19 protein-coding genes and 1 tRNA gene are annotated in these 19,714 nt (G+C 42.0%); 9 read left to right on the plus strand and 11 right to left on the minus strand.

The window, feature by feature from the left end; all coding sequences use genetic code 11:
* Positions 1–2 precede the first annotated feature (2 nt).
* The gene (locus HQ29_RS08490; protein WP_052090033.1) at positions 3–965 is read left to right on the plus strand and encodes a DMT family transporter; all 963 of its coding nucleotides are present in this window, start codon (positions 3–5) and stop codon (positions 963–965) included.
* 162 nt (positions 966–1,127) lie between these two features.
* Here HQ29_RS08490 and HQ29_RS08495 read toward each other — a convergent pair whose 3' ends face one another.
* The 5 genes from HQ29_RS08495 to hemE form a co-directional block, all read right to left on the minus strand.
* Positions 1,128–2,240 carry a hypothetical protein gene (locus HQ29_RS08495; protein ID WP_036869198.1) on the minus strand — a complete coding sequence of 371 codons (1,113 nt, stop codon included), beginning with the start codon at positions 2,238–2,240 and terminating at the stop codon, positions 1,128–1,130.
* Between the two features lie 35 nt (positions 2,241–2,275).
* Positions 2,276–3,409 carry an SPFH domain-containing protein gene (locus HQ29_RS08500; protein WP_036869200.1) on the minus strand — a complete coding sequence of 378 codons (1,134 nt, stop codon included), beginning with the start codon at positions 3,407–3,409 and terminating at the stop codon, positions 2,276–2,278.
* 659 nt (positions 3,410–4,068) lie between these two features.
* A tRNA-Leu gene (locus HQ29_RS08510) sits at positions 4,069–4,153 on the minus strand.
* Between the two features lie 67 nt (positions 4,154–4,220).
* Positions 4,221–4,706, minus strand: a complete 486-nt coding sequence (locus HQ29_RS08515; protein WP_036862574.1) for a ferritin — start codon at positions 4,704–4,706, stop codon at positions 4,221–4,223.
* A gap of 51 nt (positions 4,707–4,757) precedes the next feature.
* A complete protein-coding gene (hemE, locus tag HQ29_RS08520) occupies positions 4,758–5,828 on the minus strand; it encodes a uroporphyrinogen decarboxylase (RefSeq protein ID WP_036869203.1) in 1,071 nt (356 codons plus the stop codon).
* 173 nt (positions 5,829–6,001) lie between these two features.
* Between hemE and HQ29_RS08525 the strand changes: the two genes are divergently transcribed.
* The 4 genes from HQ29_RS08525 to HQ29_RS08540 all read left to right on the plus strand — a co-directional run bounded on the left by HQ29_RS08525 (position 6,002) and on the right by HQ29_RS08540 (position 9,685).
* On the plus strand, positions 6,002–6,592 hold the full coding sequence (locus HQ29_RS08525) for an L-threonylcarbamoyladenylate synthase (RefSeq protein WP_036862579.1): 591 nt from the start codon (positions 6,002–6,004) through the stop codon (positions 6,590–6,592).
* Complete coding sequence (locus HQ29_RS08530; RefSeq protein WP_036869205.1) at positions 6,593–8,386, plus strand: chloride channel protein; 1,794 nt, start codon at positions 6,593–6,595, stop codon at positions 8,384–8,386.
* 4 nt (positions 8,387–8,390) lie between these two features.
* Positions 8,391–9,371, plus strand: coding sequence for a methionyl-tRNA formyltransferase (gene fmt, locus HQ29_RS08535; RefSeq protein WP_036869208.1), 981 nt, complete (start codon positions 8,391–8,393; stop codon positions 9,369–9,371).
* Positions 9,372–9,499: 128 nt separating this feature from the next.
* Positions 9,500–9,685, plus strand: coding sequence for a hypothetical protein (locus tag HQ29_RS08540; protein ID WP_036788723.1), 186 nt, complete (start codon positions 9,500–9,502; stop codon positions 9,683–9,685).
* 115 nt (positions 9,686–9,800) lie between these two features.
* Here HQ29_RS08540 and HQ29_RS08545 read toward each other — a convergent pair whose 3' ends face one another.
* The 5 genes from HQ29_RS08545 to HQ29_RS08565 all read right to left on the minus strand — a co-directional run bounded on the left by HQ29_RS08545 (position 9,801) and on the right by HQ29_RS08565 (position 13,461).
* Positions 9,801–10,499 carry a metal ABC transporter ATP-binding protein gene (locus HQ29_RS08545; RefSeq protein ID WP_052079259.1) on the minus strand — a complete coding sequence of 233 codons (699 nt, stop codon included), beginning with the start codon at positions 10,497–10,499 and terminating at the stop codon, positions 9,801–9,803.
* On the minus strand, positions 10,499–11,395 hold the full coding sequence (locus HQ29_RS08550) for a metal ABC transporter solute-binding protein, Zn/Mn family (RefSeq protein ID WP_036862590.1): 897 nt from the start codon (positions 11,393–11,395) through the stop codon (positions 10,499–10,501). The genes HQ29_RS08545 and HQ29_RS08550 overlap by 1 nt, the downstream gene beginning before the upstream one ends.
* Positions 11,373–12,227 carry a hypothetical protein gene (locus HQ29_RS08555; RefSeq protein WP_161781574.1) on the minus strand — a complete coding sequence of 285 codons (855 nt, stop codon included), beginning with the start codon at positions 12,225–12,227 and terminating at the stop codon, positions 11,373–11,375. Before HQ29_RS08555 ends, HQ29_RS08550 begins: the two co-directional genes overlap by 23 nt.
* 27 nt (positions 12,228–12,254) lie before the next feature.
* Entirely contained in the window at positions 12,255–13,046 is a 792-nt protein-coding gene (locus HQ29_RS08560; RefSeq protein ID WP_036869210.1) for a GIN domain-containing protein, read from the minus strand.
* Positions 13,047–13,239: 193 nt separating this feature from the next.
* Entirely contained in the window at positions 13,240–13,461 is a 222-nt protein-coding gene (locus HQ29_RS08565; RefSeq protein WP_036788734.1) for a DUF2795 domain-containing protein, read from the minus strand.
* Positions 13,462–13,766: 305 nt separating this feature from the next.
* Here HQ29_RS08565 and leuS point away from each other — a divergent pair, with 305 nt between their 5' ends.
* The 4 genes from leuS to HQ29_RS08585 are packed head-to-tail and all read left to right on the plus strand — an operon-like array spanning position 13,767 to position 18,745.
* Positions 13,767–16,529: a leucine--tRNA ligase gene (gene leuS, locus HQ29_RS08570; RefSeq protein ID WP_036869212.1), complete on the plus strand. Its 2,763-nt coding sequence runs from the start codon at positions 13,767–13,769 to the stop codon at positions 16,527–16,529.
* 38 nt (positions 16,530–16,567) lie between these two features.
* Positions 16,568–17,458: a YitT family protein gene (locus HQ29_RS08575; protein ID WP_036869215.1), complete on the plus strand. Its 891-nt coding sequence runs from the start codon at positions 16,568–16,570 to the stop codon at positions 17,456–17,458.
* Positions 17,459–17,496: 38 nt separating this feature from the next.
* Entirely contained in the window at positions 17,497–18,108 is a 612-nt protein-coding gene (rdgB, locus tag HQ29_RS08580; RefSeq protein WP_036869217.1) for an RdgB/HAM1 family non-canonical purine NTP pyrophosphatase, read from the plus strand.
* Positions 18,092–18,745 carry a DsbA family oxidoreductase gene (locus HQ29_RS08585; RefSeq protein ID WP_036869220.1) on the plus strand — a complete coding sequence of 218 codons (654 nt, stop codon included), beginning with the start codon at positions 18,092–18,094 and terminating at the stop codon, positions 18,743–18,745. Before rdgB ends, HQ29_RS08585 begins: the two co-directional genes overlap by 17 nt.
* A 191-nt stretch (positions 18,746–18,936) precedes the next feature.
* On the opposite strand, the gene HQ29_RS08590 is transcribed toward HQ29_RS08585, so the two are convergent.
* A partial coding sequence (locus HQ29_RS08590) for a tetratricopeptide repeat protein (RefSeq protein WP_152566524.1) occupies positions 18,937–19,714 on the minus strand: 778 nt, incomplete at its 5' end.

Consider the following 19,714-nt stretch of genomic DNA (forward strand, 5'->3'; position numbering starts at 1 on the left):
TCATGGAACAAGTAATACAAAAAGGTAAAGGCTCTGTATGGCAATTAGCCAGAGGATGGATCATTGGTATATTTGCCTCAGCATCTTTTGGATTGATACCTTTCTTTACTCTTCCGGTTATGGAGATGGGTGTTTCTAAAGGTACCATTATCTTTTACCGTTTTCTTTTTTCCGCACTCATCATTGGCTTATTGTCTTTCTTCAGGAAGAAAAATCTTAAAGTGCCGAAGAAAGCAATTCCCAGTGTATTCGCTCTTGCCATGATGTATGTTGGCTCAGCTATGTTTCTTTTCTGGGGATTTTACTACATGCCGTCTGGAGTAGCCACAGTGATACACTTCCTTTATCCTGTATTTTTAGTTCTTATCTTAGCTATATTCTACCGCCAGCGCATCTCGCCTGTCTCTTTACTTGCCATTATCATGGCAATATTGGGCGTGTCATTTATTATGGATGTCTGGGGAGAGGGAAGTGGAGGTGTAGAAACATTTGGTCTTATCATCGTAGCTCTATCTGCTCTTGCCTATGCGCTTTATATTGTAATAGTTCAACACTTCCCCACTAAAAGTGTTTCCGGTTCTGTGCTTACCCTTTGGGTGATGATCCTCGCAGCAGGAATGGTTTTGATTATAGAGAATCTTACCCAAGGCGGACTTGCTCACATTCCTCAGCTTGACGGATGGCTTAATATTGCAGGTTTGGCTCTCATTCCAACAGTGCTTTCCAATCTTGCTTTAGTTGTTGCCATACGCTCCATTGGTTCTACCGCTACTTCTGTGTTGGGAGCAATGGAGCCTCTGACTGCCGTGGCGGTCGGAATTATTGTGTTTGACGAACCGATTTATACTTTCACATTTTCCGGTATTCTGTTTATCCTCTCTGCCGTAACACTTATCATAACATCCGGAGTGATAGAACGCTCGTCTTTTTATGGGCGCATTGCGGGGCTGGTTAGAAAAAAGTGATTGCTTTACCTCCCTTACTTCTATTCTTCAAAGTGTTTTATTTACAAAATAGTGCTGCTCAACAATCCTTTATTGGTTTCACAACCACTAAAAACTGTCAAGCAGCACCTATTATTCTTGTTACTATCTGTTACAGAGACTGTGTCAGGAGTAGAATAGGTATCACGCCTTTCCGCTGAGGAAATAGAAAATAGCTATTATTAGCAAGATCCCCAGTATGAAGAAGAATATCTTTACAAAGCTCTTGGGGTAGTTACCGGCTACTTCTCCTGTCCTACCATTCACCACAAACTGATAGAGCTTGCCGTTGTACTTGAAAGCACTTATCCATAGAGGCAGAAGCATGAGCTTGAACATAACATTGCTATATTCCGTATCCATAGAATGGATTCGCTGACGATCGCCTCCGATGTCATTCCGAACCATTTGCTCAAGTTCTGCTTCCATCTTCATTTTTGCTTCCGATATACTTTCACGAAAATCTTGTTGGTATATCTCTGTGATAAATCCGGCAATGTATTCATAGCTATACGGCAGGCAGTTCTTAGTATCCCAATGAGTGAGATCGTTCACCAAACTCTTGGGTAATGTATGAGATGCCGGTACCAATAGATCGTCAAAGCTATGGCTGACACCTCCGAAAGTATAGTACCAGTCTGTCACGGTTCTATGCCGTATGTTCCCTTTCTCATCTTTATCCACCTCAGTCCTGTCTATACCACGCTCTCCGGTATATTGGGTCTCGGTGTCGGCGTCATAGCTCCAGAATGGGAGATAGATCCCCTTGAAGGAGTCGGTTGCTATATCTCCTCTTTTGACCTTGTTCGGCAAAAACCAACGGGAGCCTATCCATTTCCTAAAACTCTCTTGGCTTCTCTTTTCGGTGATGGAGAAGGGTAGAACATAGTTCGGAAACCAAGTCGATTGAAGGCCTGCTTCACTCAATATAAGAGGAGTACTGCAGAACGCGCAACTCATACCGCTGGTGTTCGGAGGCATAGATGTCTTTGCTCCACACTGCTTACACCTCACCTGTCTTACTTTCAGGAGGCTTTCCGTTTCAGTATCTTTCTCCTTCTTCCCTTCATCGAAATGAGTCGCCCAATACTCAAAATCATTTTCGACAATCTTTCCGGGAGTCAGGTTTAAAGCTTGAGTAAAACCGCAGTTCAGACACTTGAGAGCTTGACTTTCGGGGTCGAAACGTGTGTAGCTTCCACATCCCTCACACTTTGTCTGCAAGGCATCATCAATCTCGATCTCTACCATATCCATCGTGTTTGATCATGAAATCTTTCTGTTGCACATCTTTACTCCTTAGGAAGTGGAGGAGGGGTTGCTCCAAAAAGTTCATTCAGAGCCGGGATGGAAGAAGCAAATGCCCAGTCCGACATCCCTGCTGTCCAGACTAAGCTGTCAGGAGGTAAAGATCCTGCTTCGCGCATCCGGATGAGTTCTTCTTTGGAGAAAGGTCCTTGCGGCTTACCATCCAGAGCCACGTGATAGAGTACTGCTCCCGGTACAGGAGGAGGCATAGCACCGGTTACCTGACCGGAAGGCGTGGCTGACAAACCTTGGCTCACTTGGTTGGCCATCTGTGATGCCATCGCAAAGCCCATTCCCATTCCCATTGCATCTCCAGCCGGAGATCCGCCATGTACTGCTCCTTTTTCGAGAGAGTCTGCAAACTGCATTTGGGTGTAAGCATTCATGTTTCCTATCACGCCCATGCTTGTACGACGATCGAGGGCTTGTTCCACGCTTTCGGGCAGAGATATGTTTTCGATGAGGAACTTTGTCAGATCCAAACCATAATCTGCGAAGTCCTCACAGAGTTTATCGAAAAGGCTTTGGGAGAACTCATTGAGATTTGCGGCCAGATCAAGCGCAGCGATTTTGGATTCGCCCAAATAGTCGCTAAACTTTGTGATAACGAAGTTGCGCAGCTGTTCGCGGATACCTTCTGTTGTGAAGTGTTCGTTCGTTCCCAGCACTTTTCGGATGAAAGGTATCGGATCAGACTGGATGCGGATATTAAAAGAGCCGAAAGCCCGCAGCCTGATGGGACCAAATTCGGGGTCTCTCATCATGATAGGATTGGATGTTCCCCAGCGTTGGTTCAGAAACTCTTTTGTATTGACGAAGTAAACGTCCACTTTGAACGGTGAGTTGAAGCCGTATTTCCATCCCTTAAGAGTGGTCAGGATGGGCATGTTTTGAGTTGTAAGCTCATGTCTTCCCGGCTGGAATACGTCGGCAAACTGACCTTCATTCACCAGCACAGCCAACTGTGTCTCTCTAACGGTAAGCTGCGCCCCGTTTTTAATTTCGGCTTGATAGCGAGGAAATCGCCAGATCATTGTATCCGAGCTAGAGTCCGTCCACTCGATGATGTCAATAAATTCTTTGAAAACTTTCTCTTTGATTGCTCCAAATAGTGACATAATTGCAGAATAATATTTTGTTGAATTAAACCATTTTTTTGTTCGAAGAGGAGCAGAAACTTCTCCTTCCCCCTATGATCTGTCGTCTCTTCGTCTCATGACAAAGTAACGGAAAAAGGCAACAAAAATCAATAGTCTGAGATGAAATGTTTAGCCCCTATTTAGGACAAAATCCGGGTATGCTGTCCTGCAATCATGTCGTTGAATAGTGCGTTTGTTCCGAAACTTTAGGGGCTTTTCTTCTGCATCTTGGTGGCTTTACTTGGAGATCTTCTTTTTTCCTTCTGAAGACTTAGCCGTTTTGCTCTCGGATCCACTTGAGAAAAGTTTGATTACTATTGGTCTAAAACTTAGAAACTATTGACCCGAAAATAGTTTTTGGTCGGAAAAACTATTTTTACTTGTTAGTAAGAGAGTTTATTCTTCTCGTTGAAAGAGTCGTTGTTCCGGACTGTTTTTCCGTTACAGTCGCAGATAAAAGCAGATGTTCGGGAGAGAAGAGCCGACACGAGGCTTGGTCTTGAGGCAAAACAGAGTACCGAGATCTCGAAACAATGATGTGGAGCTCCTTTCTTCGGAGATGTTACGTTGTCGGGGGAAACAGGTATAAAAAAGACTCTTGTAAGGATGAAACAGCCTTTTGCAAGAGTCTTTAGAAGTGCCCGGAACGGGACTCGAACCCGTACAGCCGCAATGGCTAAAGGATTTTAAGTCCTTCGTGTCTACCAATTCCACCATCTGGGCGCCATAAATTTCAGGCACAAAGGTAAAAGAAAAAGTTTACCCGTGCAAGGCAGCCGCCGAGCAAGGCTTATCTTGCTCCCAACTGGCTGTCCAATGTCATAAGACCGGCAGGATTCTTATCTATCAGCTTGAGCTTGTTTATAATATCCACAACAGTCTCTTCCTCCTCTACTTGTTCGTCCACAAACGTGCGGAAGAAGTTTTCTGTGGCATAGTCCGTCTCCTTGATAGCAATGGTTACGATGTTGTTGATCGCTTTGGAAACGTTACATTCGTGCTCGTAGCTCTTTTCAAATGTGTGTAGGACGGACTTGAAGTCGGACTCCGGAGCTTCCACTCCTGCAAGGATGGGCGTCTCACCGCGCGAAAGGACGTATCTGATCATCGTAATGGCGTGCTGATACTCTTCATCGGCTTGCTTTGCAAACCATTTTGCAAAACCGGACCATCCCTCATTGGAAAGGTAGATGGACATGGAAAGATAGATATGGGAAGCATTAAGCTCCAGCTTGATCTGTTCGTCAATAGCTTGTTTAAGTGTCTTTGGAATCATAGTGTAACGATTTGTTTTAGTGTGAAAAACTATATAGTGATAAATACAAAATTATTGCTGTTTCTTTCCAGAAGAGTAGCGGCGAACTTCATCCACTAGTGCCGCCACGTGTTCTACCGGCGTCTCTCGGTCTATGCCGTGCCCTAAGTTGAAGATGTGAGGCGTATCGGCAGGAACCTGATCCAATATCTCTCTCGCTCTCGCCCTTATGGCTTCCGGATCACCAAGCAAAAGGAATGGATCCGAATTGCCCTGCAATGGCATCCGAGGCAAAGCCTCCGCAACGGAAGAGAGCTCGTGGCGCCAATCCACTCCTATAACGGATGCACCCGACTCCTTATAGAGCTTATACCACGCAAGAGGAGCATCTTTCGTGAAGCAGATAATGGGGGGAGCGGACTCACCCAATGCTTTTCGGACTCCTTCCATGACCTCCTGTGTGTATGCCAGGCTGAAAGTCTTGAACGACGGAGTGGAAAGTATCCCTCCCCATGTGTCGAAGATCTGTAAAACACTTGCTCCGGCACGCACCTGCCCAACAAGATAGGAGATAAGGGCTTGAGAGAGTACGCTCAATAGTCTGTGCAAAAGATCCGGACGGCTGTACATCATCCGTCTGGTCTGTATGAACCGTTTGCTTCCACTGCCCTCTATCATGTAGCAAGCAAGCGTAAAAGGACTGCCGCAAAAGCCTATCAGCGGTACTGCACCCTCGAGCCTTTTCTTTGTCTCCTTGATAGCTTCCATGACATAGGACAACTTCTCCATGGACAATGGACTATCAAACTCCAGCTGTTTGATATCTCTTTCCGTTCGGATAGGATGCTTGAACAGAGGACCTTGATTCTCCTCGAAGTAGAGACCGAGTCCCATGGCATCGGGAACGGTAAGAATATCGGAAAAGATAATAACGGCATCCAACGGAAAACGCCTTAACGGTTGAAGAGTAATCTCCGCAGCAATGTCGGGGCGTGTACACATGCCCATGAAAGAGCCTACTTCCTCCCGTATCTTCATGTACTCCGGAAGATAGCGTCCGGCTTGTCTCATCATCCATATCGGTGTATGAGTAATGGGGTAGCCCTGAATAGCATCTATGAGCGTATTATTGTGTGCTTTCATCTTTTGTGTTATAGTTTTGGAGAGTCTTTCTTTTATAGATTTTTACCGTGAAAGAAATCTTTCCGTGTCTTAAACACAAAGATAGGAAAATATTTTAACGAGTCAGACCATGCAATTGCTTGGAAATGCCTATATTCGCTATCCATAATTAAAGAATAATAAAAATGTAATCAATGGACAGATCTGTAGAACAACGTTATGACGCCCAAGATCTGGAAAAAGCTGTAAAGACGGTACTCGAAGGAGGTTTGATCCTCTATCCGACAGATACAATTTGGGGAATAGGCTGTGATGCGACGAATGATATAGCGGTATCTAAGGTTTTTGAACTAAAGAGGCGAGCAGACTCTAAGGCGCTCATTACACTTATGGAACACAGCGGATGGCTTGAAAGATATATGCCAGAGGTGCCCGAAATAGCGTATGATCTGGTAGAATTGGCGACAGAACCTCTTACCATTATCTATCCGAATGTTACGGGAGTAAGTGCTCTCTTGAAGGCTGAGGATGGAAGTGCCGGCATACGTATCCCTGATGATGCTTTCTGCAAAGCATTGTGCAACAAAATTAAACGCCCTCTTGTGTCTACTTCTGCAAATATCAGCGGAGAGAGTGCTCCTCGAAACTTTGAGGAGATAGGCGAGGAGATAAAGTCCGGAGTGGATTACGTGGTCAGCTTCAGGCAACAAGATCGCAAGCCTACTACGGCTTCCAAGATAATAAAACTCGATGTTGAAGGTTCTATAAAGATCATAAGAGGATAGATGAAACTGATAAAAGATATAGATTCGTTCTTTCTGAAGGTCTTACTTTGGCGGGAAAAGTATATCAAAGAAGGGCTGTTTATTCTTATTGTAGCATTCTTGATAGGTATTTGCAGCTCATTCGCTGCAGGTCTTCTTAAGACTATCATTCACGAGATTCAGGATTTAGTCATTTATACTACCGCCACTCAACGGCTCAACTTTTCTTATCTCATCTTTCCCGTTCTGGGAATATTGCTTTCCGGAATTTTTGTAAGGTACATTCTGAAGGATGATATAAGCCATGGCGTTACCAAGATTCTCTACGCTTTGAGTCAGAAGAAAAGTAGGATAAAACCGCACAATATGTGGTCTTCTCTTGTTGCTTCAAGTATGACAATTGGATTTGGAGGATCTGTCGGAGCCGAATCTCCAATCGTTCTGACAGGAGCCGCGATCGGTAGTAATATTGGTAGAGCTTTCCGGTTGGAGCAGCGAAATCTGATGTTGCTTGTCGGTTGTGGTGTTGCCGGAGCTGTTGCGGGTATTTTTAAGGCTCCTATCACCGGTTTGGTATTTGTGATAGAGGTTCTCATGTTGGATCTTACACTATCATCCGTACTGCCATTGCTTATCTCCTCTGTTACTGCAGCAACGCTCTCTTACGTAGCCTTCGGAACAGAACCTATGTTTGGGTTTTCTCACTCGGAGATGTTTACACTTGAGCGTATTCCGTTTGTGATATGTTTGGGGGTGATGTGTGGTTTGGTCTCTCTTTACTTTACGAAGATTTCTTTTTCTCTTGAGACACGTTTAAAAAAGATACCAAGCTATTGGGTACGCTATGCTTTGTGTGCTTCGATATTGAGTGCTCTTATCTTTCTTATACCAACACTGTATGGAGAAGGATACCTCACTATCAATGCTCTTATTAATGGTCATCCGAATTCTATATTGAAGAATACCATCTTTGCCAATATGGATAATCTCTTTTGGGTGTTACCGATATTTGTTGTTCTGAGTATTTTGATGAAAGTATTCGCAACTGTAACTACCAATTCCGGAGGTGGGTGTGGGGGAGTATTTGCACCAAGTCTTTTCTTAGGATGCTTGACAGGATTCCTTTTTGCATACTTACTCAACTACGCTCCATTTGCTCCATATCTTCCGACAAAAAACTTTGCTCTTATGGGCATGGCAGGGGTGATGGCTGGTATAATGCATGCACCTCTGACAGGAGTATTCCTTATTGCCGAACTTACCGGCGGGTATGATCTGTTTCTACCTCTGATGGTGGTCTCTATAAGTTCGTATGCTACCAATAAGATATTCCTTCCACATAATATCTACTCTCTTCGTTTAGCAGAGAAAGGTAAACTGCTGACTCACAGGAAAGATCAAGCTATCCTTACACTTCTACATGTGGAGAACGTAATAGAAACGGATTTTAGTGAGCTTAGGCCGGATATGACCTTAGGCGAGATGGTACAAGTCTTTGGAGAGAGTAAAAGAAACCTTTTTCCGGTACTTACAGAGGGCAGAAAGTTGGTTGGGATAGTATTGCTGGATAATATTAGGAACATCATGTTTCGCCCAGAACTATACGACAGATTTCTGGTGCAGAAGTTTATGGTATCACCTCCGGCGAGGGTAAATGTTAGCTTGACTATGGAAGAGGTGATGCACCAATTTGATGACACAGGGGCTTGGAACTTGCCTGTATTGGATGAAAAAGGTTGTTATTTGGGATTTGTCTCCAAGTCTAAAATATTTAATAGTTACAGAGATCTTCTAATAACCAATTTTGACGGATAATAAAATGTCTGAAAACAATAAACAAAGATCGATAGTATTCTTTGGAACACCGGAGTTTGCTGCTCATATTTTAGACTATCTTGTATCTGAGAAATACAACATAGCCGGAGTGGTAACTGTTCCTGATAGACCTGCCGGAAGAGGACACAAGATGCAACCATCAGCTGTGAAAGTTGTGGCAGAGTCTAATAATCTCCCCCTGTTGCAACCGGAAAGCCTTAAAGATTTGAAGTTTGTATCTTCTTTGCAGGCATGGAGAGCAGAGATATTTGTCGTAGTAGCATTCAGGATGCTTCCTAAGATTGTTTGGAATATGCCAGCCCTGGGGACTTTTAATCTTCATGCAAGCTTATTACCTGCGTACAGAGGAGCAGCACCGATCAATAGAGCTATCCAGAATGGAGAAACACGTACCGGAATTACCACATTTTTATTAGATGAAGAAATAGATACCGGACGAATATTGTTGCAAGAAGAGGTGAATATAGAGCCTGTAGATAATGCGGGTTCTCTACACAACAAACTGATGAATAGGGGGAAATTCTTGGTAGCAAAAACCATAGATGGGCTGTTTGATGGCACTATTTCAGATGGTATTCCACAAGATCCGATAGCTGCAGCACAAGCTCCATCCGCTCCGAAGATTTTTAAGGAAGATCAGCTCCTCTCGTTTACACAATCTAATGCAGAATCCCTCTTGCTTACTATAAGGGCCATGTCTCCCTATCCTGCTGCTTTAGCTGAGTGTGAAGATGAAGAAGGGAACTCTTTACAGTTTAAGGTGTATGATGCGAAAATTGGAGATCATGTCTCCAATTCTGCTCCAGGAATATGTGAGACAGATGGAAAGAGTTTTTTGAGAGTAATTGCTGCGGACGGAAAGTCTGTGGAACTTCTTGAACTTCAACCTCCAAGTAAGCAAAGAATGACGATTCAAGCGTTTTTGAATGGGGCAAGAAAGAATCTTCTTTTGAAATTTAGATAATGGCATTTTTCTCTTAATCTTTTTTGTAGAATCAATAAAAATGGCTTTATTTGCAGTGATATCGCCTTTATAGAGCGAGACGAATTTAGAGAAAGAATAATAAACATACTATATAAAGTAACAGCATTATGGGCATACTGAAATACTTAGGCATCATTATTGAACTTATCGGTGCCGCAATTTTGATCTTTGTTGGTCTTAGAGGAAATATCCAAAGCAATACTCTTTTGGTTGTGGGGTTAATTGCTGTGGTCGGTGGTTTCCTTTTCCACATCATTGCTAATAAGTATCTTGTTCCAATGAGAGAAAAATAAGAGACTTTGTACCTTCTTGTTATAAAAAGAATAGAAGCTGTCCAGATGATCATTTGGACAGCTTTTCTTTTATAGAACAATCTCAACGGATAACAACCTTGAAAAAGAACAGATATTATACAATAGTATGGTCCGTCGGATTGCTTGCTAAGGATTGAACATCGTGGTGGATATGAAGATCTCTATCCACACAGAAAATCGTTCGCACTAATTTTTGAACACTTCCAACATCATGAGAGATCACTATAATGGCGGTCTCTTTGTTTATTTCGGGAAGAAGAGAGTAGAGATGACCCTCAAAACGTTTATCTACATACGTATTAGGTTCATCTAATATAAGCAGAGCTGGAGAAGACACCAATGCGCGAGCAAGAAGTATGCGTTGGAGTTGTCCTCCGGATAGTTTTCCTATGTGAGCATCTTTGTAGTCGATCATGTGTACTCTTTTGAGCATATCTTCCACTTTCTGCCGAATATTATAGATGTCTTTTATACCTTTGTTCCAGCTTTTTACCAATCCACTACTCACTACATCATAGACAGATATGGGAAACTGTTTGTCTATGCTACTTTGTTGCGGAAGATAACCAATTCCAAATGTCGGAAATAGGGTGCCCTCTTCTCCATAAAGAACTTTTCCGGAGAAAGGCTTTATCATTCCTAATAGTACTTTTATCAAAGTTGTCTTTCCCCCACCATTGGGGCCAATAATACCTATAAAATCGTTAGAAGAGATTTCAAACGATACTCTTGGAAGAATGATATCCCCATCATATCCGGCTACAATATCTATAGCTTTTATTAGTAAAGGCATTAGTTGAATATCGCTTTTGCTGTAGCTAATAGCTCCTTATCCCATTCTTCGGATAGCGGATTTATGGTGTGAGTAGGAAGAGATAAAGACTTGGCAATAGCTTCCACGGAGCTGCTTGAAAACTCTTTTTGAAGCAATACAGCTCTTGCATCTTGGTCTTTTGCCTCCTTTAATATCTTCTCTATATGCTTGGGAGTAGGCTCTTTGCCTTCGTGTTCCACTGCTATTTGAGAGAGTCCCCATTCCCCCGAAAAGAAAGAGAGAGAGGGATGAAAGATTACAAATGAGCGAGTTGAAGAGTTTGATTTTAGTAGTTCTATCTCTTTTTCCAATAAATCCATTTCATGGATAAGCTGATCATAGTTCTTTTCCAATAAATCTTTATGCTTAGGAAAAATAGCTTGGAATGTTTCAAACATCCCTTTTGCTATTGCACGTCCTCCAAGAATAGAAGACCAATAATGAGGATCTCCCATGCTTGAGTGGACATGCCCCGGATGAGAACAAATATGATCTGACCCATATGCTTCCATAATTTCTTTAGGAACATAGTTTGAAAGATCTACACTCTTTATTCCATTCTCATTGATGGTATTGACCAAAGTTTTCTCCATAAGCAAACTTCCCATGTAAAAGAATACCTTACATGATGATAAGGAGAGAAGGGTATTGGGTGTAGGATCAAAGGACTCAGGGTTTGCTCCAGGAGGAACCAATACTCTTACGTTGGCGATGTCTCCTAACAGTTTTTCTGCAAAGAATCTCTGTGGAGAAATACTTACCACAATTTCTGGCTTAGAATCTGTCTTATCATTAGATGTACAAGAGAGACAAGATAAGATCAGAATGACCCCAAGAGTGTGCTGAAAGATCTTAGAGACGATAAGTTTTTGCATTAACATCTACGGAGTCTGTCCTTGTAGGAGTTTTGGAACTTTTATTTTCTTCCGGAGAAGAGATAATAAGTTTTGAAGAATTGTCTATGTCGTTCTTATTAACCTTATCAGAGCTTAATAATGCTTCGGATGAGTTTAGCAGCTTTAGGTCTATGCTGTCTGTTTTAAACGTACCTGCAAGTAGTTCGGAGGCTCTTAGTACTGACGCTTTAAGATATTTGGAACTCCCTTCTAAGGTTGCCTCAGATGCATCTGCCAATTTAAGATGGAAAATATTTACATCTCCTGAAAAGAGCAGAGTTGATGCATCTTGAGTTACTACTGTAAGGGTATCAATATTACCCTGCAATGAGAAACTTCCGGCTTTATTGATTTCTGCATTAAGTTTGGAAAGCCACTTTTCACCAATTGAAAATTTTGCCGATGCAGCTTTGTCTAAACTAATGTCCGTGAAGTTCATCTTTCGGGATTTTATTTTTATATAGATTTGTTCATTGTCAGAATCATGTCTATAGTCCACAATCCTTAAAACTTTTCTGTTGTCTTGTTTAGAGATCTTGAATAAAATATCTTCTTCCGAGAGGTCTTGATCTACTATTTCATATATGGTGTGCTTAACCTCCTTATCATAGATAAAGTCTAATAGAATATTTCCTTCAATTTCTACTACATCAAAGTCCTCTAATTCTCCTTCCTCTGGAATCTCTTTTTTGTTCCTGTCCTCCGAAGTATGTACAACAATCCTGTCATTGTAAGATGCACTACGCTTAAACGTGCATTTGGCAATCATTAATGCTACGGCACAGCACAGAAGTGCCAATATCGTTGTCAATCTCTTGCTTTCTCGCATATTCGGAAATTATTTCTGATTAAACTTTGAAAATCCACTTGTTTCTCCACGTCGAATTTCCGGAACTTTTTCACTTGCATTAGTTAACAAAGAACTACCATAGACACCATAATAGAGTTCGGTGTTGACATTGGTTGTGGCTGAGCTTGCTCCTGAAACTTCAACCTTACCTACTTTAGTAAGCAGTTTTTTTAAGTTTGCAGACGAAGCTCCTGATATTTCTAGATTTAACAAGCGTGTGTGCCCGGACATATCAATATTAGAAGCTCCGGATAGTTCACAGTCAACTTTGTCAAAGTTCCCGGATATCCTTGCTGTTGATGCCCCAGAAAGCTCAACGTCCAACTCCCGAATGTCCGCAGAACAACCAAAAGATGATGCTCCGGAAAGTTCTATTGCAAGTTTGTCTATGTTTGTGGATTGACTTGAATTGACAAGGATTGTAGATGCTCCTTGTAGAGAAAAGCCTCGTAGAACAGATAGGTCTGTTACATGTAGTATAAATTCTATTCTGCTATTCTTTGTAAAAGGAATTTTCTTAGGCCCAACAACTTTTACTTTCCCATTATCTACTTGTATTTCCGTGCCTTTTGCGTATTTGGAATCGGAAATAAGTTCTAAATAGTTTCTATTGGACTGCTTAACAGTTATCTTAACGACTCTTTCTGCTTCTACAAATTTAGGAGATTCAGGTAGGTCATATTGTCTATTTTCATTCTTGTTGAAGTCTTGTGCATAGGCGAATCCGGCCAAGAGAGTCGCAAGTATTACTACAAAAGAAAAGAAGCTTTTACTGTTCATTATGCTAAGATATTTTATAGTTTGTATTTTGTTCGTTCAAATGTAATTTGAGGACAGCCATATACAGGTGCTAATTTAGCAATTTCTATTGTAATGGAAGTCGTTCAGACGAATCATCTGTCATAAAACAAAAGCAATATCGCTATGGTTGAGCGGTATTGCTTTTGTTTTCTTTCGCTGTCCGGACAGAAGATCAATACTCTTCCTCGTTAAAGAAAAAATCTTCTTTACTGGGATAGTCTGCCCAAATATCTTCAATAGAGTCATATATCTCACCTTCTTCTTCTATTTCTTGTAAGTTTTCTATGACTTCCATAGGTGCTCCGGATCGCTGAGCATAGTCTATAAGTTCATCCTTGCTTGCAGGCCATGGCGCATCTTCCAATTTTGATGCAAGTTCTAGTGTCCAGTACATAGTGATTTAGTTGTCGTTATAGGTTCTTTTAATTATTCTTTCTCCGAAGAAAACACAATCCGTCTTCCGGAGTACAAACTTGGCGCAAAGTAAAACATTTTTTCTCAAAAACCAATTCTTGTGTGTGTTTTCTTCTGTTTTGTATAGGGAAAGGCTTCTTTTGATTCTTTTCTTGCGCTTTCAAAGGAGTTTAATAATTCACTTCAGAGTGTCTGATTTTATCTTAAAATAGAAGCTGTTAGCTGATTTATCTCTACATCGTTTTTGTTATCTTTGCACAATATTTAAGTAGTAAAAATCAGAGTATGGAATATAACTTTTCGACCATAGAAAAAAAGTGGCAAGACTACTGGTCAAAAAACTCAACGTATAAGATTGTTGAAGACACATCTCGTCCGAAATTTTACATATTGGATATGTTTCCATATCCCTCCGGAGCCGGGTTACATGTGGGGCACCCATTAGGATATATTGCATCAGATATATATGCAAGATACAAGACACATAAAGGATTTAATGTTTTGCATCCTATGGGCTTCGATGCGTATGGCTTACCGGCAGAGCAGTATGCCATTCAAACAGGCCAGCACCCTGAAGTAACGACCTATAAAAATATTGATCGATACAAAGAACAGCTTGCCAAGATCGGTTTCGGTTATGATTGGGATAGAGAGATTCGCACTTCTGAGCCGGGTTATTATAAGTGGACTCAATGGGCATTTTTAAGGATGTTTGGCTCTTATTACGACAACATACAGAATAAAGCTCTTCCCATAGAACAACTAGTGTCTCACTTTGAGCATAAAGGAACAGAGGGACTTGATGTTGCTTGCTCCGATGAAATTTATTTTACCGCAGAGGAATGGAAGGGGAAAAGTGAGAAAGAGCAGCAAGAGATCTTGATGAACTATCGGATAGCATACCTTGGAGAAACAATGGTAAACTGGTGTGCTGCTTTAGGTACGGTTCTTGCCAACGATGAAGTCAGCGAAGGTCTCTCTGTTCGCGGAGGACATCCGGTAGAACAACGCAAGATGAAGCAGTGGTGCCTGCGTATTTCTGCTTATGCAGACAGGCTTTTAAGCGGCTTGGAAGGTTTGAACTGGACAGAATCGCTTAAAGAAACACAGCGCAACTGGATTGGTAAAAGTGAAGGGGCAGAGATAAAGTTTCATATAGCAGATTCCGATGCTGTGATCACTGTGTTTACCACAAGAGCAGATACTTTGTTTGGAGTCTCCTTCATGGTACTGGCTCCCGAAAGCGAATATGTGAGTGTCATCACTTCCTCCGAGTATAGGGAAGAAGTGGAAGCTTATCTGGATGCGACGAAAAAGAAAACTGAGCGTGAGCGTATTTCTGATCGTCGAGTGACCGGTGTATTTACGGGAGGTTATGCCATCCATCCTATTACAAAGCAGCCAATTCCCATCTGGATTAGCGATTATGTCCTTTCCGGATATGGAACCGGTGCAATCATGGCTGTTCCTGCTCATGATAGTAGAGACTTTGCCTTTGCTCACCACTTTGGCTTGCCTATACTTCCGGTTGTAAAACCTCTGGACGGAGAACTTTTGCCGGTAGAGGAGTGGAAAGATAGCTTGGACAGTAAAGAGGGAGTCATGATAAACTCTGATTTTCTTAATGGACTGTCGGTAAGAGATGCTATTGCCGAGATGAAGAATTATATCCACGACCATGACTTGGGACGAGTTAAAACCAATTTCCGTCTTCGTGATGCCATATTCAGTCGTCAGAGATATTGGGGAGAGCCTTTTCCTATCTATTACAAAGAGGGAATGCCTTATCCTCTACCGGAAGAGCAACTTCCACTTGAATTGCCGGAGGTAGATAAGTTTCTTCCAACAGAATCAGGAGAGCCTCCTCTCGGTCGAGCAAAGGACTGGAAGACCCAAGACGGCTATCCCTTAGAGCTCTCAACGATGCCCGGATTTGCCGGATCTTCTGCGTACTATTTGAGGTATATGGATCCTCATAATCCGGAGGCTTTGGTTGACAAGCAAAAGAACGAATATTGGAAGAATGTAGATCTCTATATCGGAGGGACGGAACATGCCACCGGACACCTTATATATAGTCGTTTTTGGAATAAGTTCTTGTTTGATTTAGGCATCATTTGTGAAGATGAACCCTTCAAGAAACTTATTAACCAAGGAATGATACAAGGACGATCCAATTTTGTTTATAGAATCAAGGAGACCAATACGTTTGTCTCTCTTGGTTTGAAAGATCAGTATGATACTACTGCAATACATGTCGATGTAAATATTGTTCATAACGATCGTTTAGACTTGGATGCATTCAAAAGATGGATGCCGGAGTTTGCAACAGCAGAGTTTATCCTCGAAGATGGAGAGTATATCTGTGGTTACGCAGTAGAAAAGATGAGTAAGAGTCTCTTCAATGTAGTCAATCCTGATGATATTGTTGCGCAATATGGAGCGGATACGCTCAGACTATACGAAATGTTTTTAGGTCCGTTGGAGCAATCTAAGCCTTGGGATACTAAGGGTATAGATGGTGTTCATCGTTTCTTGAGAAAGTTCGTCGGACTATACGATAATATCACGGATGAAAAACCTTCTTCGGAAGAGTATAAAATCTTGCACACTCTTATCAAGAAGTTAGGGCAGGGAATCGAGTCTTTCTCTTTTAATACCTGCGTCAGTGCCTTTATGATCTGCGTTAATGAGTTGCAAGCCGGTCGTTGCAGTAAGAGACAGATTTTAGAGCCTCTTACGATTTTACTTTCTCCTTTTGCCCCACACTTGGCAGAAGAGTTGTGGCAGTATCTCGGACATGAAAAGACTATTACTCAAGAGCCTTTCCCGGCGTTGGAAGAGCAATACCTGGTTGAAGCCGAGATAAATTATCCTGTGTCTTTCAATGGCAAGGTGCGTTTCCAACTCCCTCTCCCTGCAGATATGGGTAAGAATGAAGTGGAGAAAGTTGCTTTATCACATCCGGACACAACCAAATGGCTTTCGGGAGCTACTCCTAAAAAAGTGATAGTTGTTCCTGGAAAGATTATAAACATAGTACATTAAACACAAAAACATAACCATTCTCTAATAGTTTAGAAATCATGGGAAAGATCTCAAAAAAACTCTATGCAATCTCCGACTATGTTGTCATTTTCATCGGGCTTTTAGTTTACTCTTTTGGTTGGACGGCATTCATCCTTTCGCACGACATCACCTCCGGAGGTCTTGCGGGTATTGCAACACTCATTGGTCGTACTCTGGACATTGCTGTGGCTTGGCCATATAACATTATCAATGGTATCCTTATAGTGATAGCACTTGTTGTTTTAGGATGGCAGTTTTCACTAAAGACACTCTTCAGCGTTGTTGCATTGTTCTTTATAATCCCTCCTTTTGAAAGCTTTTTCCAAACGCCGCTACTTGCCGATCAACCTTTTATGGCGGTGGTCATAGGATCTATTCTTTGCGGTATCGGTTTAGGAATAGTATTCACTGTAAATGGCTCTACCGGAGGGACGGACATTATAGCTGCAATCATCAATAAATATAAGCCGATGTCCATCGGAACCGGACTTATGATCATTGACGTGTTTATCATCGGTGCTTCTTATTTTGTCTTCAGAAATCCCGACCTCTTGGTGTTCTCTGTTGTAGAAGTGATGTTGGTAAACTTTACTTTGGACTTTGTGCTGAATGGTTATAGACAGAGTATGCAGTTTTTCATCTTCTCCGAGAAGACCAAAGAGATTAGTGAAGCCATCATGGAAGAGACCGGACGCGGAGGAACATATCTTTATGGCGAAGGAGCCTACTCCGGTAACGAAGCAAGGGTTTTGATGGTTGTGGCAAGACGTAGCGAAAGTTCCACAATCTTCAGGATTGTAAAGGAACGCGACCAGAAAGCGTTCATTACTCAAAGCCTTGTCAAGGGTGTTTACGGAGAGGGATTTGATCCGATTAAAACCTCTTCCAAGAAAAAAAAAATGGCATAAAGTCGTAGAAAACCTTATTTTCTGGGGATAACAACCTTATGGAGGCAATATTTGCAACGCATAATAACCACAAGCTTCATGAAGTGGCTCAGATGTTACCATCCTGGCTTCATCTTCGTAGCTTGAACGACATAGGACTTACCGAAGAGATCATCGAAGATGGTAGCAGTTTGGAAGAAAACGCTCTTATCAAAGCTCGTTACGTCTTTTCAAAGAACCCTTCTGTGGATATGGCATTTGCCGACGATACCGGATTGGAAGTGGATGCACTTAACGGAGCTCCGGGCATATACAGCGCGAGATACGCGGGAGAGCACTGCTCTTTCAAGGATAATGTAGACAAACTTCTCCGTGAACTCCAAGACTTTCAAGAGCCGGAGCTGAGACGAGCCAGATTTCGTACCGTCATTGCACTTATCTTGCACGGAGGAGAGGAGCACCTTTTCAGTGGGGTAGTAGAAGGTGTTATTGCTACTGACCCAAGAGGTATAGATGGCTTTGGTTATGATCCCATATTTATTCCGGATGGTTTCGGAGAGAGCTTTTCAGAGATGCCATTGGCATTGAAGAACAGCATCAGCCACAGAGGAAAGGCATTTCGTAATATGAAACAGTTCTTAGAAACCCACACAGATGAAGAGAAACGATAAGATCAAGATAGAATTTTGGGGAGATCTCAACTGTCCTTTCTGCTACATCGGAGATGTTGTTCTCAAGCGTACAATCGAAGCTATGGGATATATGGATAGGGTTGAAGTGGCTTATCGGGCTTGTCGTTTATACCCTCACTTTACTCCTGAAGAGCAGTATCATTTCCGTTCTCAACTTGATGAATCTGACGAAACAGCGAAAGAACAGATCGACAAGAAAATCGGAGTCCTGAAGCATCTGGCAGGCAAGTATGGCTTAAAGTACGGAATGGATGATGCTGTCGTCTCCAATACGTCCGAAGCTCTTGCTTTGCTTCTGTGGGTATCGGGTCGTTTCAGTGGAGATGTTCACACTCTTTTTGCCTTGAAAGAAGCCCTTGGCAGAGCATTCTTTTCAGAAGGTAAAGTATTATCCGACAGGGCAGTGCTTCTTTCTGCAGCAGAAGAAGCCGGACTGGATAGAGTCGAAGCAGAGCAGATTTTGGACAACGGTGTCTATCTTGAGACCTTGGAGAGAGACCAAAAAGAGTCTGAGACCAAATGCCCTCGTTTCATACCGACCATATACATTGGAGATACAAGATTGGAAGGTGTGCTGAAAGCCGAACAGATCGAAAGGGCACTATTAGAACAATAGCTTACTGGTTATAAAAGAAAGAGTCGGAAACAGAAAGGCCTGTTTCCGACTCTTTCTTATGTCTGCCTTTTGTTAAGTTTTGCTTTATATTTCCTATTTAAGGATCAAATATTGAAAGTAATGACCTTAAATTTTATCCTATAAAGAGAGGTCTTGATTTTGCTTGAAAAGGTGTTTTTTATCAAGATCCATTACAAAGAGTCTATTTCACAAGCTTTTTTGGAGTACTCTTCCGCCTTATCATACTCTTTTCGGATATTTTTAAGGAAGAGAGCGTAGCTCCTCAAGATGTTTGCATTTTTTTGATCTGCGTCTATCGCTCTGTTATAGAACTCTTCTGCCTTATCGTACTCTTTTCGGATATTCTCAAGGAAGAGAGCGTAGTTCCACAAGATGGTTGCATCTTTTTGATCAGCGTCGATCGCTCTGTTATAGAACTCTTCCGCCTTATCGTACTCTTTTCGGATATTCTCAAGGAAGAGAGCGTAGCTCCACAAGATGTCTGCATTTTTTTGATCAGCCTTGATGGCTCTGTTATAGAACTTTTCCGCCTTATCGTACTCTTTTCGGATATTCTTAAGGAAGAGAGCGTAGCCTCCCAAGATGATTGCATTTTTTTGATCAGCATCGATCGCTCTGTTATAGAACTCTTCCGCCTTATCGTACTCTTTTCGGATATCTTTTAGGAAGAGAGCATAGTTATACAAGATAGTTGCATTTTTTTGATCAGCGTCGATCGCTCTGTTATAGAACTCTTCCGCTTTATCGTCCTCTTTTCGGATATTCTCAAGGAAGAGAGCGTAGCTTCCCAAGACGGTTGCATTTTTTTGATCAGCCTCGATCGCTCTGTTATAGAACTCTTCTGCCTTATCGTAATCTTCTCGGATATCTTTTAGGAAGAGAGCATAGTTTCCCAAGATGATTGCATTTTTTTGATCGGCGTCGATCGCTCTGTTATAGAACTCTTCC

This window comes from Porphyromonas canoris (assembly GCF_000765975.1).
GTDB classification, from domain to species: Bacteria; Bacteroidota; Bacteroidia; order Bacteroidales; family Porphyromonadaceae; genus Porphyromonas_A; species Porphyromonas_A canoris.

Excerpts from the sequence above, each read along its gene's own strand:
- HQ29_RS08515 (WP_036862574.1), bottom strand. The coding sequence starts at position 4,706 with ATGATTCCAAAGACACTTAAACAAGCTATTGACGAACAGATCAAGCTG.
- fmt (WP_036869208.1), top strand. The coding sequence starts at position 8,391 with ATGTCTGAAAACAATAAACAAAGATCGATAGTATTCTTTGGAACACCG.
- HQ29_RS08565 (WP_036788734.1), bottom strand. The coding sequence starts at position 13,461 with ATGTACTGGACACTAGAACTTGCATCAAAATTGGAAGATGCGCCATGG.
- HQ29_RS08490 (WP_052090033.1), top strand. The coding sequence starts at position 3 with ATGGAACAAGTAATACAAAAAGGTAAAGGCTCTGTATGGCAATTAGCC.
- HQ29_RS08575 (WP_036869215.1), top strand. The coding sequence starts at position 16,568 with ATGGGAAAGATCTCAAAAAAACTCTATGCAATCTCCGACTATGTTGTC.
- HQ29_RS08540 (WP_036788723.1), top strand. The coding sequence starts at position 9,500 with ATGGGCATACTGAAATACTTAGGCATCATTATTGAACTTATCGGTGCC.
- HQ29_RS08530 (WP_036869205.1), top strand. The coding sequence starts at position 6,593 with ATGAAACTGATAAAAGATATAGATTCGTTCTTTCTGAAGGTCTTACTT.
- HQ29_RS08550 (WP_036862590.1), bottom strand. The coding sequence starts at position 11,395 with ATGCAAAAACTTATCGTCTCTAAGATCTTTCAGCACACTCTTGGGGTC.
- leuS (WP_036869212.1), top strand. The coding sequence starts at position 13,767 with ATGGAATATAACTTTTCGACCATAGAAAAAAAGTGGCAAGACTACTGG.
- HQ29_RS08545 (WP_052079259.1), bottom strand. The coding sequence starts at position 10,499 with ATGCCTTTACTAATAAAAGCTATAGATATTGTAGCCGGATATGATGGG.
- HQ29_RS08525 (WP_036862579.1), top strand. The coding sequence starts at position 6,002 with ATGGACAGATCTGTAGAACAACGTTATGACGCCCAAGATCTGGAAAAA.
- HQ29_RS08495 (WP_036869198.1), bottom strand. The coding sequence starts at position 2,240 with ATGGATATGGTAGAGATCGAGATTGATGATGCCTTGCAGACAAAGTGT.
- HQ29_RS08560 (WP_036869210.1), bottom strand. The coding sequence starts at position 13,046 with ATGAACAGTAAAAGCTTCTTTTCTTTTGTAGTAATACTTGCGACTCTC.
- HQ29_RS08585 (WP_036869220.1), top strand. The coding sequence starts at position 18,092 with ATGAAGAGAAACGATAAGATCAAGATAGAATTTTGGGGAGATCTCAAC.
- HQ29_RS08500 (WP_036869200.1), bottom strand. The coding sequence starts at position 3,409 with ATGTCACTATTTGGAGCAATCAAAGAGAAAGTTTTCAAAGAATTTATT.
- rdgB (WP_036869217.1), top strand. The coding sequence starts at position 17,497 with ATGGAGGCAATATTTGCAACGCATAATAACCACAAGCTTCATGAAGTG.
- hemE (WP_036869203.1), bottom strand. The coding sequence starts at position 5,828 with ATGAAAGCACACAATAATACGCTCATAGATGCTATTCAGGGCTACCCC.